This window comes from Bradyrhizobium sp. SZCCHNR1043 (genome assembly GCF_032489675.1).
GTDB lineage: Bacteria > Pseudomonadota > Alphaproteobacteria > Rhizobiales > Xanthobacteraceae > Bradyrhizobium.
Genome location: NZ_JAUEYN010000017.1, coordinates 200,314 through 213,667 on the forward strand (window position 1 = coordinate 200,314; position 13,354 = coordinate 213,667).

At 64.3% G+C, this 13,354-nt stretch carries 14 protein-coding genes and 1 riboswitch; of the genes, 11 read left to right on the forward strand and 3 right to left on the reverse strand.

Annotation, left to right across the window (positions count from 1 at the left end):
- Positions 1–200 precede the first annotated feature (200 nt).
- On the reverse strand, positions 201–743 hold the full coding sequence (locus QX039_RS28450) for a DUF805 domain-containing protein (protein ID WP_315773705.1): 543 nt from the start codon (positions 741–743) through the stop codon (positions 201–203).
- A gap of 346 nt (positions 744–1,089) precedes the next feature.
- A complete protein-coding gene (locus tag QX039_RS28455) occupies positions 1,090–1,596 on the reverse strand; it encodes a MarR family winged helix-turn-helix transcriptional regulator (protein ID WP_315740539.1) in 507 nt (168 codons plus the stop codon).
- A 77-nt stretch (positions 1,597–1,673) separates the two neighbouring features.
- Here QX039_RS28455 and QX039_RS28460 point away from each other — a divergent pair, with 77 nt between their 5' ends.
- The 8 genes from QX039_RS28460 to QX039_RS28495 all read left to right on the forward strand — a co-directional run bounded on the left by QX039_RS28460 (position 1,674) and on the right by QX039_RS28495 (position 9,441).
- Positions 1,674–2,897 carry a cytochrome P450 gene (locus QX039_RS28460; protein WP_315740538.1) on the forward strand — a complete coding sequence of 408 codons (1,224 nt, stop codon included), beginning with the start codon at positions 1,674–1,676 and terminating at the stop codon, positions 2,895–2,897.
- Between the two features lie 8 nt (positions 2,898–2,905).
- Positions 2,906–3,229 carry a 2Fe-2S iron-sulfur cluster-binding protein gene (locus tag QX039_RS28465; protein ID WP_315740537.1) on the forward strand — a complete coding sequence of 108 codons (324 nt, stop codon included), beginning with the start codon at positions 2,906–2,908 and terminating at the stop codon, positions 3,227–3,229.
- 70 nt (positions 3,230–3,299) lie between these two features.
- Positions 3,300–4,520, forward strand: coding sequence for an ABC transporter substrate-binding protein (locus QX039_RS28470; protein ID WP_315740536.1), 1,221 nt, complete (start codon positions 3,300–3,302; stop codon positions 4,518–4,520).
- 261 nt (positions 4,521–4,781) lie between these two features.
- Positions 4,782–5,951 (forward strand): ABC transporter substrate-binding protein, encoded by a 1,170-nt coding sequence (locus QX039_RS28475; RefSeq protein WP_315740535.1) that lies wholly within the window; start codon positions 4,782–4,784, stop codon positions 5,949–5,951.
- Positions 5,952–6,095: 144 nt separating this feature from the next.
- The gene (locus QX039_RS28480) at positions 6,096–7,013 is read left to right on the forward strand and encodes a branched-chain amino acid ABC transporter permease (RefSeq protein ID WP_315740534.1); all 918 of its coding nucleotides are present in this window, start codon (positions 6,096–6,098) and stop codon (positions 7,011–7,013) included.
- Positions 7,010–7,957: a branched-chain amino acid ABC transporter permease gene (locus QX039_RS28485; RefSeq protein WP_315740533.1), complete on the forward strand. Its 948-nt coding sequence runs from the start codon at positions 7,010–7,012 to the stop codon at positions 7,955–7,957. Before QX039_RS28480 ends, QX039_RS28485 begins: the two co-directional genes overlap by 4 nt.
- Positions 7,950–8,720, forward strand: coding sequence for an ABC transporter ATP-binding protein (locus tag QX039_RS28490; RefSeq protein ID WP_315740532.1), 771 nt, complete (start codon positions 7,950–7,952; stop codon positions 8,718–8,720). The genes QX039_RS28485 and QX039_RS28490 overlap by 8 nt, the downstream gene beginning before the upstream one ends.
- Before the next feature lie 16 nt (positions 8,721–8,736).
- Entirely contained in the window at positions 8,737–9,441 is a 705-nt protein-coding gene (locus QX039_RS28495) for an ABC transporter ATP-binding protein (RefSeq protein WP_315740627.1), read from the forward strand.
- 343 nt (positions 9,442–9,784) lie between these two features.
- On the opposite strand, the gene QX039_RS28500 is transcribed toward QX039_RS28495, so the two are convergent.
- On the reverse strand, positions 9,785–10,120 hold the full coding sequence (locus tag QX039_RS28500; RefSeq protein ID WP_315740531.1) for a hypothetical protein: 336 nt from the start codon (positions 10,118–10,120) through the stop codon (positions 9,785–9,787).
- A gap of 219 nt (positions 10,121–10,339) precedes the next feature.
- A riboswitch (guanidine-I (ykkC/yxkD leader) is annotated at positions 10,340–10,441 on the forward strand.
- A gap of 74 nt (positions 10,442–10,515) precedes the next feature.
- Here QX039_RS28500 and QX039_RS28505 point away from each other — a divergent pair.
- From QX039_RS28505 to QX039_RS28515, 3 genes are all read left to right on the forward strand, one after another.
- Entirely contained in the window at positions 10,516–11,586 is a 1,071-nt protein-coding gene (locus tag QX039_RS28505) for a putative urea ABC transporter substrate-binding protein (protein ID WP_315740530.1), read from the forward strand.
- Between the two features lie 151 nt (positions 11,587–11,737).
- Positions 11,738–12,559, forward strand: coding sequence for an ABC transporter permease (locus tag QX039_RS28510; RefSeq protein ID WP_315773704.1), 822 nt, complete (start codon positions 11,738–11,740; stop codon positions 12,557–12,559).
- Complete coding sequence (locus tag QX039_RS28515; RefSeq protein ID WP_315773702.1) at positions 12,559–13,332, forward strand: ABC transporter ATP-binding protein; 774 nt, start codon at positions 12,559–12,561, stop codon at positions 13,330–13,332. Before QX039_RS28510 ends, QX039_RS28515 begins: the two co-directional genes overlap by 1 nt.
- The last annotated feature ends 22 nt before the right edge of the window (positions 13,333–13,354 follow it).

Sequence of the window (13,354 nt, forward strand, 5' to 3'; positions counted from 1 at the left end):
TTTCCTTGCGCTCCGCTTCGCCAATCCGGCTGCGAACGTAGCAAGCCATGTGCCATTGTGTACACGGCGGGGATGCGGGCCTGATAAGGAAAAATCTTGAAAGTCAGTGGGTTGGTGCGCCGTCCGGCAGGCCGCCGGGCATTCGGATGTGGTTGCCGAAGGCGATTTGCCTAATTTGTGAGCAGGCTGGGCGCCGCCGCCTAGTACCCGCGCCGCTCGGCCTCCCCGCCGGTGATGCGCGCAAGTCGTGCCTCGGTGGCCGAGCCGGCGCCACGGGCCGTCCGGAACGATGCGGACGGCGGGCGACCCACGGTAGCTCCCGACGATGGCGGGTCGTCAGCCCCGCTGGGGAAGAACAGCAGCGCAACGCTCAGGCCGAGATTGACCAGGGCGCCAACCCACGTGCCGTGGTGCGATGATGTCGCCGCGTATTCGGGAAACCGGCCGGCGATCACGTAGTCCAGCACCATGACGGCGATCCAGGCCGGGATCACACAGACCGGGTCCCAGCCGATGTCGCGAAAGCGCATCGCCTGCAGCATCAGGTTCGCCACCAGGCACAGGCCGATCAGCACCACGATCGGCAAGCTCACCGTCAGCTCCGACTTCTGAGGGGCGAGGGCGGCAAGACCGACGGCCACGACCACGATTAGGACCACCGAAACCAGCGCAAGACCGAGCGAGGCGAGAAAATATTGCAGACGGCCGAGACGCGCATTGAAACCGAAAATGAACCCCAACATCCGCCTCTCCCCGCAGGCCGCGCCGCAATCGGGAGCGCGGCCGACACGGCATATCAGGGCGAAATTGCCGCGCGCCTTCGCCGATAGCTAGAATTTGAAGGATCGAGTGCGACGGCGCTTTCGCGCTGCGGGATCTCATGCGGCCGAAAATATATCGTTGCTAAAGCAACTAATATGTGGAACGATCGACCCGATCAGCAATGGAGGCGCGGGATGATCCGCGTCTCGAAGAAGGGACGGGAACGTCATGCGCAGCCTGCTCGCCGCAGGCGCGGCCGCTTGCGCGCGCGCCAACAGATTGCCGCAGCGAACGGGTCAGCCGTTTGGCGGCTCCTGCCTGAGTGGCTCAGCTCGCGCCCGTGACGGCGTCGAGATTGTCGTGGATTCGGCGCAGCAGCGTGATCAGGACTTCCCGCTCATCCTTGTCGAGACAGGCGAGCAGACGCCGCTCGCGTTCCAGCGCGGCGATGATGACCTTGTCGTGCGTCGCGCGGCCCTTGGCGGTCAGCGAGATCGAATGGCTGCGGCCGTCCTCCGGATCGTTGCGGATCGCGATCAGGCCGCGGCCCTTCATCAGCGCCAGCGTACGGCTGACCGGCCCCTTGTCGAAGCCGATCACGCTGCAGATGCGCGAGGCCGGGATGCCCGGCTCGATCGCCAGCAGCGACATGATACGCCATTCGGTGACGTTGACGCCGAAATTGCGCTGATAGAACGCGGTGGCGCTGTTCGACAGCTTGTTGGCGATGAAGGTGATGAAGGCCGGCACATAGCGGTCGAGATCGAGCGTGAGGCCTTGCCCCTCAGCTTCGCGCGGCTGCGCCTTGCGCGGCGTCCCGGATTTCTCGCTCATGATCCCCAACGTCCATGCATCGCCACTCATACGGATACGAAAAGCCGCATGACAAGGCCAAACTTCGGGAGCTCCGCATGAACCCAACAGGTCTTTCCCCTGCTGCCGGCGTGGCGCCGGCCATCCCGCACCTCGCCATCGACCCTTTCTCGTATGAATTCTTCGACGATCCCTATCCCGCGCATCAGGAGATGCGCGAGGCCGGCCCCGTCGTCCATCTGGACGCGTGGAACGTCTACGGCGTCGCCCGCTACGCCGAGGTCTATGCCGTTCTCAACGATCCCCAGACGTTCTGCTCCAGCCGCGGCGTGGGCTTGAGCGACTTCGCCAAGGAGAAGCCGTGGCGGCCGCCGAGCCTGATCCTCGAGGCGGATCCGTCGGCGCATACGCGCACCCGCGCCGTGCTGAGCAAGGTGCTGTCGCCGGCTGTCATGAAGCGGCTGCGCGACGGCTTCATGGCCGCGGCCGAGGCCAAGGTCGACGAGCTCGTAGGCCGTGGCTCGTTCGACGCGATCCCCGATCTCGCCGAGGCCTATCCGCTGTCGGTGTTTCCCGATGCGCTCGGGCTGAAGCCGGAGGGGCGCGAGCATCTCATTCCCTATGCGAGCCTGGTGTTCAACGCGTTCGGTCCGCCGAATGAGCTGCGCCAGCAGGCGATCGAGCGCTCGGCGCCGCACCAGGCCTATGTCACGGAGCAGTGCCAGCGCGACAATCTCGCGCCCGGCGGCTTCGGTTCCTGCATCCATGCCTTCAGCGACAGCGGCGAGATCACGCCGGCTGAGGCGCCGTTGCTGGTGCGCTCGCTGCTGTCGGCCGGCCTCGACACCACCGTCTATGGCATCGGCGCCGCGGTGTATTGCCTGGCGCGCTTCCCCGATCAATGGGCGCGGCTGCGCGCCGATCCGTCGCTGGCGCGCAACGCGTTCGAGGAGGCCGTGCGGTTCGAAAGCCCGGTGCAGACCTTCTTCCGCACCACCACGCGTGACGTCGAACTCGGCGGCGTCACGATTCCCGAAGGCGAGAAGGTGCTGATGTTCTTAGGTAGCGCCAATCGCGACCCGCGCCGCTGGGAGCAGCCCGACGCCTACGACGTCACCCGAAAAGTCTCCGGCCATGTCGGCTTCGGCTCGGGCATCCACATGTGCGTCGGCCAGCTCGTCGCGCGGCTCGAAGGCGAGGCGGTGCTGACGGCGCTCGCACGCAAGGTCGGGAGCATCACGATGAGCGGCGAGCCGAAGCGCCGCTACAACAACACGCTGCGCGGGCTGGAGAGCCTGCCGGTCACCTTTACTCCAGCCTGAGCTGTACCATGACCACGATCACCTTCATCCATCCCGACAACCGCAGCGAAAGCGTGGAGGCCGAGGACGGCGCCAGCGTCATGCTGGCGGCGCTGACCCACGGCATCGACGGCATCGTCGCCGAATGCGGCGGCAACGCCGTCTGCGCCACCTGCCACGTCTATGTCGACGGCGCCTGGACCGGCAAGCTCGATCCCGTGTCCGACGATGAGGATGCGCTGCTGGACGGCACCGCCGCCGAGCGAAGGCCGAACAGCCGGCTGTCCTGCCAGATCAAGGTGCAGCCGGCGCTGGCCGGACTGGTGGTGCGCATTCCGGATCGGCAGAGCTGATTTCGCAACTGGAGACGATCTCCAGTCGCAACGACAACAATCAAACAAGCAACACACGGGGAAGGACATCATGAAGCAGCTGAATTCGTGCGCGCTGGCGCTGGTCGCAATATTCTGCCTTGCAGGCGCGGCGCGGGCCGGCGAGATCTCGGACAATGTCGTACGCGTCGGCGTGCTCAACGATATTTCCGGCATCTTCCAGGACACCAACGGCATGGGCTCGGTCGAGGCCGCGCGCATGGCGGCGGAGGATTTCAACGGTGGCGGTAAAGGCATCAAGGTCGAGATCGTCTATGCCGATCACCAGAACAAGGCCGATGTCGGCTCGGCGATCACGCGCAAATGGCTCGATGTCGACAAGGTCGATGCCGTCGTCGACGTGCCGAACTCGGCCGTGGGCCTCACCGTCAACGAGCTGCTGCGCAAAAGCCGCATGACGTTCCTAGCCTCGTCCACCGCCAGCTCCGATCTGACCGGCAAGGCGTGCTCGCCCAATACGATCCAGTGGGTCAACGACGCCTGGGCGACCGGCAACACCACGGCAGCCGCGATGATGGGCCGCGGTGGCAAGGACTGGTACTTCATCACGGTCAACTACGCGCTCGGCCAGGGCATCGAGGCGGAGGCCACCAACTACATCGAGAAGCACGGCGGCAAGGTGCTCGGCTCGGCCAAGCATCCGCTCGGCACGACGGACTTCGCCTCGTTCCTGCTGCAGGCGCAGGGCTCGAAGGCCAAGGTGATCGGGCTGGCGAATGCCGGCGGCGACACCATCAATGCGGTCAAGCAGGCGTCCGAGTTCGGCATTCAGCAGGGCGGCCAGTCGCTGGTCGCGTTCCTGCTGTTCATCAACGACATCCATGGCATGGGCCTGAAGGCGGCGCAGGGCCTGCAACTGCTCGAGGCCTTCTACTGGGACATGGACGACGACACCCGCGCTTTCGCCAAGCGTTTCGCGGCGCGCCCCGGCATGAACGGCAAGATGCCGAGCGGCAACCAGGCCGGCGTCTACGCCTCGACGCTTGCCTATCTCAATGCGGTTGCGGCCACCGGCAGTGACGATGCCAAGGACGTCGTGCCGCAGATGAAGACGGTGAAGGGCAAGGACAAGCTGTTCGGCGATGTGACGATCCGGGCCGACGGCCGCGTGATCCACCCGATGTATCTGTTCGAGGTCAAGAAGCCGGAGGAGTCGAAATATCCTTACGACTACTATCGTCTGGTCTCGACGATTCCGGCCGAGCAGGCGTTCCGGCCGATTGCGGACGGTGGTTGCGCGCTGGTGAAGTGACGCTCGTTGCGAGTGATACCGAGAGTATCGCAGCCGGCCGTGTCAGGCTGACGCGGCCGGTTCTGCTGTGCTGCGGTATCCTTAACAGGCACTATAGTTCTTGCCTTTGTCCGTTTCCGGGAATTATGGTGCATAGATCGACGGCGCGCAGGATGAGCACCGCGCGACGGATGCTGCGGCGAAACGCCGCCGCTGGTCGTGCTACTGCGTGCCGGCGACGAAACAACGATAAGAACGATTTGCTTGAGGGGAGGGAAGACCATGAAGAGGTTCTGGCTGGCAGGCGCCGCGGCGCTGCTGTTTTCGAGCACGGCCTTCGCCGGCGACACCATCAAGATCGGCTTCGTCTCGACGTTCAGCGGTCCGACCGCCGTGATCGGCAACGACATGCGAAATTCGTTCGAGCTCGCGCTCGACCATCTCGGCCGCAAGATCGACGGCAAACCGGTCGAGGTGATCTACGAGGACGACCAGCAGAAGCCTGACGTCGGCAAGCAGAAGACCGAGAAGCTGGTGCAGTCCGACAAGGTCGACTTCATCGTCGGCTACATCTGGTCGAACGTGCTGCTGGCGTCGCTGAAGACCGCGGTGGATTCCCAGACCTTTCTGATCTCGGCCAATGCCGGCCCGTCGCAGCTCGCCGGTGAATTGTGCTCGCCTTACGTGTTCTCGACCTCCTGGCAGAACGACCAGACGCCCGCCGCGATGGGCCTCTACATGAACCAGAAGGGCGTCAAGTCGGTGTTTCTGATCGGCCCGAACTATGCGGCCGGCAAGGACATGCTGGCGGGCGTGAAGAGCACCTTCAAGGGCCAGGTCGTCGGTGAGGAATACACGGTGTGGCCGAGCCAGCTCGACTTTTCCGCCGAGCTCTCCAAGGCGCGCGCCTCGGGCGCCGAATCCATCTTCGTGTTCTATCCCGGCGCTGCCGGCGTGCAATTCCTCAATCAATATTCGCAGGCCGGCCTCAAGGAGAAGATGCCGCTCTACACCGCCTTCACCGTCGACGAATTGTCGCTGCCGCTGCAGAAGGACAATGCGATCGGCGTGCCCGGCGCCCAGGAATGGGTCAACGACCTGCCGAACGAGCAGAACAAGAAGTTCGTCGCCGACTACCGCAAGAAATACACCGGCCTGCGTCCGACCTATTACGGCGCCCAGGCCTATGATGCGGCGCAGCTGATCAACAGCGCCGTGGTTGCGGTCAAGGGCGACACGTCCAAGAAGGACGCGATGAAGGCCGAGATGGAGAAGGCCAACTTCAAGTCGCTGCGCGGCTCCTTCAAGTTCGGCAACAACCACATCCCGATCCAGAACTTCTACCTGCAGGACGTGGTCAAGGACGCCGACGGCCAGCTGTCGCTGAAGATGGTCGCCACCATCGTCGAGAACGACCAGGACCGCTTCCACGACAAGTGCCCGATGAAGTGAGCGGAAAGAATTCCGAGCCAGGGACGAAACAGGCCTGGAATTTGCTTGAAGCTTAAAACATCTCCGGCCTAAGATCGGGACGGACATGGCGGCAGCGCCTGGAACGGGTTCTGCCGCCGTCTTTTTGAGCGTGAAGTGAGGGGCATGCTTCTCGTCGTCGAACAATTCCTGAACGGGCTGCAGTTCGGACTGCTGCTGTTCCTGCTGGCCGCCGGCCTGACGCTGGTGTTCGGCATCATGGACCTCGTCAACCTCGCCCACGGCTCGCTCTACATGATGGGCGCCTATTTCGCGGCGACCTTCGTGGCCTGGACCGGCAGCTTCGTGCTCGGCGCGGTCATGGCGCTCGGTGCCACGCTTCTGCTCGGCATCGTGCTCGAATTCACGGCACTACGCCATCTCTATGGGCGCGACCATCTCGACCACGTGCTCGCGACGTTCGGCCTGATCCTGTTCTTCAACGAGGCCGTCCGGCTGATCTGGGGCCCGGCGGGACTGGCGCTGCCGCTGCCGTCCTGGCTCGCCTTCCCGGTCACGATCCTGCCCGGCATCCAATATCCGGCCTATCGGCTTGCGATCATCGTCGTGGCGTTGCTGGTGGCGCTTCTGCTCTATCTCGGCGTGATGAGGACGCGGATCGGCATGCTGATCCGCGCAGGCGCCTCCAACCGCGAGATGATCGGCGCGCTCGGCATCAACATCAAGCTGCTCTACACGTTGGTGTTCGGCCTCGGCGCCGCGCTCGCCGGCCTCGCCGGGCTCATGCAGGCGCCGATCCTCACGGTGCAGATCGGCATGGGCGAGAACATCCTGATTCTCGCCTTCGTGGTGATCGTGATCGGCGGCATCGGCTCGATCCGCGGCGCCTTCATCGCGGCGATCATGATCGGCCTGATCGATACCATGGGCCGCGCCTTTCTGCCCAATCTGCTGCGCCAGGTCCTGAACTCGGCCGCGGCCTCCACTGCGGCGCCGGCGATGTCGTCGATGCTGATCTACCTCCTGATGGCGATCGTGCTGGTGGCGCGGCCTGAAGGTCTGTTTCCGGCCAACCGCAGATGAAATCCTCGCTCAACGTTTCGACCATCGTGGCCGTCATCGTCGTGGCCGGCCTGGTGCTGCTGCCGGTCTATTCGAACCTCTCCGGCAACATCTTCATCCTCACGCTGTTCACCCGCATCGTGATCCTGGCGCTGGCGGCCGTCAGCCTCAACCTGATCATGGGCTATGGCGGCATGATGAGCTTCGGCCATGCCGCCTATCTCGGCATCGGCGGCTACGCCGTCGGCATCCTGGCGCAGGAGGGCATCGGCTCCGGCTATGCCCAGTTCGCGGTCGCCATCGCGGTTTCTGCGCTCTATGCGCTGGTCATCGGTGCGCTCTCCTTGCGTACCCGCGGCGTGTATTTCATCATGATCACGCTGGCCTTTGCGCAGATGGCCTACTACGTCGCGTCCGGCCTCGCCCGTTACGGCGGGGATGACGGGCTCACCGTCTACAAGCGCAGCGATTTCGGTGGCCTCATCAATCTCGGCAACCGCGTGCAGTTCTATTATCTCTGCCTGTTCTGCCTGCTCGCCGTCGTCGTGCTGGTCTGGCGCATCGTCAATTCGCGCTTTGGTCTCGTGCTGCAGGGCCTGCGTTCCAACGAGCAGCGCATGCAGGCGATCGGCTTCCCGTCGAAGCGCTACAAGCTGGCCTGCTTCGTCATCGCCGGCATGCTGTGCGGGCTGTCCGGCGCGCTGCTCGCCAACAACACCGATTTCGTCAGCCCTGCCGTGATGTACTGGACCCGCTCCGGCGACCTCATGGTGATGGTCATCCTCGGCGGCATGGGCACCCTGATGGGGCCAGTCGTCGGCTCGGTGGTGTTCCTGGTGCTGGAAGAGGTGCTGTCGCAGATCACCGAATATTGGGCGCTGATCATGGGGCCGCTGCTGCTCCTGATCGTGCTGTTCGGCCGCGGCGGCATCATGGGCATGCTCGGGAGGTTGAACCGTGGCTGAACCTCTGCTTCGCGTCGACAATCTCGTGCGCCGGTTCGGCGGCATCGTCGCGACTGATCACGTCTGTCTCGACGTTGCCAAGGGCGAGATCCACGCCATCATCGGGCCGAACGGCGCCGGCAAGACCACGCTGATCAGCCAGCTCACCGGCCACCTGGCGCCGCATGCGGGTCGCATTTTCTTAGGGGGCCGCGACATCTCGCATTTCCCCGCCTATAAGCGCAGCGCGCTGGGGCTGGCGCGTTCGTTCCAGATCACCTCGCTGCTGACGGACTTCACCGCAGCCGACAATGTCGCGCTTGCGGCGCAAGCCCATGACGGCAAGCACTCGTTCCGTTTCTTCGCCGCCGCGCGCAAGGACAAGCCGCTGCGTGCCGCCGCGCACGCCGCGCTGGAGCGCGTCGGTCTCGGCCATCGCGCCGATGTGCTGGTGTCGAAGCTAAGCCATGGCGAGCAGCGCGAGCTGGAGCTCGCGGTCGCGCTCGCGACCAAGCCGCAGCTCCTGCTGCTCGACGAGCCGATGGCCGGCCTGGGGGTGACCGAGTCGCAGCGCATGGTGAAGCTGCTGAACGAGCTGCGCAAGGAAGTGTCGATCGTGCTGGTCGAGCATGACATGGAGGCGGTGTTCGCGCTCGCCGACCGCATCTCGGTCCTCGTCTATGGTCGCATCATCGCCTCGGGCAAGCCGGACGAGATCCGGCAGAACGAGGAGGTCAAGCGCGCCTATCTCGGCGATCAGCACGTGGTGGTCGGCCATGGTTGATCTGGGGACAAGCGCCATGCTGCTCGAGGTCGACGGCATCGAGACCTGTTACGGCCTGAGCCAGGTCCTGTTCGGCCTGTCGTTGGCGATCCGTCCCGGCGAGATGGTCTCGCTGATGGGCCGCAACGGCATGGGCAAGACCACCACGATCCGCTCGATCATGGGTCTCACCCAGGCGCGCGCCGGCCTGATCCGCTTCAGCGGTCAGGAGACACGAAAGCTGCCGTCCTACAGGATCGCTCAGCTCGGCATCGGCCTGGTGCCGGAGGGACGGCAGATCTTTCCGAATCTGACCGTCACCGAGAATCTCGTGGCGGCCTCGACCAACCGGCTCGGCGCGTCCGATCCCTGGACGCTCGACAAGATCCACGCGCTGTTTCCGCGGCTCGCCGAACGCGGCAGCAACATGGGCAACCAGCTCTCCGGCGGCGAGCAGCAGATGCTGGCGATCGGCCGCGCCCTGATGACCAACCCGAAACTCCTCATTCTCGACGAGGCGACCGAGGGTCTGGCGCCGTTGATCCGAGAGGAGATCTGGAACTGCCTGTCGCTGCTGAAATCGCGCGGGCAGTCGATCCTGGTGATCGACAAGAATGTCGGACATCTGACCCGCATCTGCGACCGCCACTACATCATCGAGCGTGGCCGCACCGTGTGGCACGGCACGTCGGAGCAACTGATGGCCGAGCCGGAGCTGCAGCACCGCTATCTGGGTATTTGAGGGCGGCGCGCTGCCGGCTATTCCGACGTGGATGCGGATTGACTCAAATCAAGATCGCGTCGGGCGTTGGGCGTAGATTTTGATTGCTGCCCCGACATGCGCTGATTTTTCGCCTTGAGGCGCGGCTTGGACGGGATTATTTTTCCAGGGTAGTAGTTTGTTTTTCCTTTTATCAGAGGTTGAACAAATGCGTGCACCTCGTATTCGAATCGAATCACCACAGAAGGCCGTGGCCGGCCTGCGCGGCTTCTGGTCTGTTCATTCTGACCTTGAGACGGGGCTGTGTCTCGCCTTCATGCTGATCGTCGGAATCATCGTGAAAATGACGCCGCCACTCTAGACCTCAGCGATGGAACGGGATGTACTTCTGGTACTCCTTCGGCACCCGGCTGCGATAGCGTGACGGCACCGTGCCGCTGCGCAGGGAGTCCTCGACTTCCTTGCGCGTGCTGGTCCTCGTCCGCGTCTTCTTCGGCGCGGTCGCCTCGCTGGCCGGCTTGGCGTCGCCGGGTTTCTCGGCCGAGGCGGCTGGTGCGGGAGTGGCTGTCGGCGTGGGGCTTGCGGCGGGAGCAGGTTGCGCCGGCGCATCGGGAGCGGGCGCGCTCTGCGCGAAGGCTGCATCGGCGGCGAGGCTGAGAGCCAGAATGGTTGCCAATGCGATCCCGGAAGACCTGATCATATCAACGAGACTCCAAGTCACTGCGACTGACGTGCCTGCCTGATGATGTCGCCCCCGTGCACCGGACGGTTCATGCTGTCGTTGCATGACCGGCGTCGGCTGACGCGCCACATCGCCCAAGAAGAATTCTGAGTGCCTGATTTTTGAGCACAGCGTGCCGCCGGTTCCGTTGAATCGCAAGCATTTTTCCTGGCATGCGGATTGCTCCCCTTGTTGATCAGAGTTGGCAGCTAGGGTTCCGGTTCTCCATCGAGAATGCTGGTCCGAGAGCAGCCGCCAGGGGAGAGCCCTGGTGCACGGCGGGATAAAAACCCGGGAGACCTCAGTGGCCGCGCTTGGCAGGCACGAGGTTCTTCATGCCAGTCCGCGGTCAGAAAACCGATGAGGGACTGGACATGGGAAAAGCGCGAAATCTGTTTGTTGCACTGCTCGCTGCATCGACGCTGGCGACCGCATCGCTGTCGCCCGCGTCAGCTGAGAAGAAGAAGGAATTCAATATCGCCTGGACGATCTATGTCGGCTGGATGCCGTGGCCGTATGCGGCCGAGTCCGGCATCGTCAAGAAATGGGCCGACAAATACGGCATCTCGATCAAGGTCACCCAGATCAACGACTACGTCGAGTCGATCAACCAGTACACCGCCGGCAAGTTCGACGGCGTCACCGTCACCAACATGGATGCGCTGACCATCCCCGCTGCCGGCGGCGTCGACACGTCGGCCATCATCATGGGCGACTATTCCAACGGCAATGACGGCGTCGTGCTGAAGAAAGGCAAGACGCTGGCCGACATCAAGGGCCAGAAGGTCAACCTCGTCGAGCTCTCGGTGTCGCACTATCTGCTGGCGCGCGGCCTCGAGACCGTGAAGCTGTCCGAGAAGAACATCAAGACCGTCAACACCTCCGACGCCGACATCGTCGCCGCTGCGAAGTCGCCCGACACCACCGCGGTCGTGACCTGGAATCCGCAACTCCTGGAGGTGAAGGCCGAGCCGGGCGCGACGCTGGTGTTCGACTCCAGCAAGATCCCCGGCGAGATCGAGGATCTCCTGGTCGTGAACAGTGCGACGCTCAAGGACAATCCCGAGCTCGGCAAGGCGCTGACCGGCATCTGGTACGAGACCATCGCGCTGATGAAGGACCAGAGCGAGAAGGGCAAGGCCGCGCGCGAGGCGATGGCCAAGCTGTCGGGCACCGATCTCGCCGGTTTCGAGGCCCAGCTCAAGACCACGTTCATGTACTATGAGCCGAAGGACGCGCTCGCCTTCATGACCGGACCGGAGCTGCCGAAGATCATGGATCTCGTGCGCACCTTCTGCTTCGATCACAATCTGCTTGGCGAGAAGGTGAAGTCGAAGGACGCGGTCGGCATCTCCACGCCAACGAAGGCGCTGGGCTCGGCCAGCAACGTGAAGCTGCGCTTCGATCCGACCTTCATGAAGATGGCGGCCGAAGGAAAGCTCTGACCGTGTTCCCGCCGGGCAACCAGTGTCTCCCCTCATCCTGAGGAGCTTGCGCGAGCGCAAGCGTCTCGAAGAATGACGCCCGGATCGGGGCCTCATGGTTCGAGACGGCGCTGGCGCGCCTCCTTTCAATGAGGAATGACGGAGTCTGTCGATGCCGCGTGCCATGAACGTCGTTCCGAACCGGGGCAGCCGGCTGTTGCTGGCCCTGTTGCCGTTCCTGCTGATCGCGCTGATCTACGTGGTCGGGTCGGCGCAGCGGCGCGCGGACAATCCCGACGACAAGCTGCTGCCGCCGGTCTCCGAGATGGTCGCGACCTCCAAGCGGCTCGCGACCGAGCCTGATCGCCGCTCCGGCGACTACGTGCTGTGGTCCGACACGGCGGCGAGCCTGCAGCGCCTCGCGCTCGGGCTCGGCATTTCCGCCGCAATCGGTCTCGTGCTCGGACTCGCCATCGGATTGCTGCCGGTGGCCGGCGCCGGCTTCGGCACGCTGGTCGCGGTGCTGTCGATGATCCCGCCGATGGCGGTGCTGCCGGTTCTGTTCATCGTGTTCGGTCTCGGCGAATTGTCCAAGGTGGTGCTGATCGTCATCGGCGTCACGCCGACACTGGTGCGCGATCTCTCACTCGAGGTGCAGGCCATGCCGCGCGAGCAGTTGATCAAGGCGCAAACGCTCGGCGGCTCGACCTGGCAGGTCGCGATCCGTGTCGTGTTGCCGCAGATCATGCCGCGCCTGATCAAGTGCCTGCGGCTGATGATCGGCCCGGCGTTCCTGTTCCTGATCTCGGCGGAGGCCATCGCCTCCGACGTCGGGCTCGGCTACCGCATCTTCCTGGTCAGGCGCTATCTGTCGATGGACGTGATCCTGCCCTATGTCGTCTGGATCACGCTGCTCGCCTATCTGTTCGACCTGGCCTTGGTGTGGATCGGCCGGCGCGCGTTCCCCTGGGCATATGACGGCGGAGCGCGCTGATGAGCACGCTGTCGTTCCGCAACGTCTGGGTCGAGTACGGCAACCAGGTCGTGCTCGAACGCATCAACCTCGAGATCGCCTCCGGCACCTTCCTGTCGATCGTCGGTCCTTCCGGCGCGGGCAAGAGCACCTTTCTGCGTCTGATCCTCGGCCAGGAGAAGCCGACGCAAGGCGCCGTGCTGCTCGACGGCCAGCCTTTCCCGGCCGAGCCGGGGCCGGACCGCGGCATCGTGTTCCAGCGCTACTCGGTGTTTCCGCATCTGACCGTGCTCGGCAACGTGCTGCTCGGCTATGAGCTCGCGGCGAGCCCGTTCACGGCGCGGCTGTTCGGGTCGGCGCGCAAGGAGGCGATGGAGAAGAGCCTCGCGCTGATCGAGGCCGTCGGCCTGGCCGAGCATCGCGACAAATATCCAAGCGCGTTGTCCGGCGGCATGCAGCAGCGCCTGGCGATCGCGCAGGCACTGGCGAAGCAGCCGCGCGTGCTGCTGCTCGATGAGCCCTTCGGCGCGCTCGATCCCGGCACCCGCGCCCAGATGCATTCGCTGATCAAGCCGCTGTGGCGCGAGCACAACATGACCATCGTGATGGTCACCCACGACATCAAGGAGGCGTTCGGCCTCGCCACGCGGCTGATCGCACTCGACCGGCCGCGCAAGGATCCGCAGGCGCCGGAGCGGTTCGGCGCGCGCATCACCTACGACCTCGATCTCACCCGCGACAGCGCTGTGCCCGTGCTCGGTTTCATCCGCGCCAGCGTGCAGGCGGCGCAATAGTCAGTTCAAGAAACGTCGAAAG

What these genes read in the sequence shown, in the direction of transcription:
- QX039_RS28460 (WP_315740538.1), top strand. Translation starts at nt 1,674, where the DNA reads ATGAACCCAACAGGTCTTTCCCCTGCTGCCGGCGTGGCGCCGGCCATC.
- QX039_RS28475 (WP_315740535.1), top strand. Translation starts at nt 4,782, where the DNA reads ATGAAGAGGTTCTGGCTGGCAGGCGCCGCGGCGCTGCTGTTTTCGAGC.
- QX039_RS28495 (WP_315740627.1), top strand. Translation starts at nt 8,737, where the DNA reads ATGCTGCTCGAGGTCGACGGCATCGAGACCTGTTACGGCCTGAGCCAG.
- QX039_RS28465 (WP_315740537.1), top strand. Translation starts at nt 2,906, where the DNA reads ATGACCACGATCACCTTCATCCATCCCGACAACCGCAGCGAAAGCGTG.
- QX039_RS28485 (WP_315740533.1), top strand. Translation starts at nt 7,010, where the DNA reads ATGAAATCCTCGCTCAACGTTTCGACCATCGTGGCCGTCATCGTCGTG.
- QX039_RS28500 (WP_315740531.1), bottom strand. Translation starts at nt 10,120, where the DNA reads ATGATCAGGTCTTCCGGGATCGCATTGGCAACCATTCTGGCTCTCAGC.
- QX039_RS28480 (WP_315740534.1), top strand. Translation starts at nt 6,096, where the DNA reads ATGCTTCTCGTCGTCGAACAATTCCTGAACGGGCTGCAGTTCGGACTG.
- QX039_RS28455 (WP_315740539.1), bottom strand. Translation starts at nt 1,596, where the DNA reads ATGAGCGAGAAATCCGGGACGCCGCGCAAGGCGCAGCCGCGCGAAGCT.
- QX039_RS28510 (WP_315773704.1), top strand. Translation starts at nt 11,738, where the DNA reads ATGCCGCGTGCCATGAACGTCGTTCCGAACCGGGGCAGCCGGCTGTTG.
- QX039_RS28450 (WP_315773705.1), bottom strand. Translation starts at nt 743, where the DNA reads ATGTTGGGGTTCATTTTCGGTTTCAATGCGCGTCTCGGCCGTCTGCAA.
- QX039_RS28515 (WP_315773702.1), top strand. Translation starts at nt 12,559, where the DNA reads ATGAGCACGCTGTCGTTCCGCAACGTCTGGGTCGAGTACGGCAACCAG.
- QX039_RS28505 (WP_315740530.1), top strand. Translation starts at nt 10,516, where the DNA reads ATGGGAAAAGCGCGAAATCTGTTTGTTGCACTGCTCGCTGCATCGACG.
- QX039_RS28470 (WP_315740536.1), top strand. Translation starts at nt 3,300, where the DNA reads ATGAAGCAGCTGAATTCGTGCGCGCTGGCGCTGGTCGCAATATTCTGC.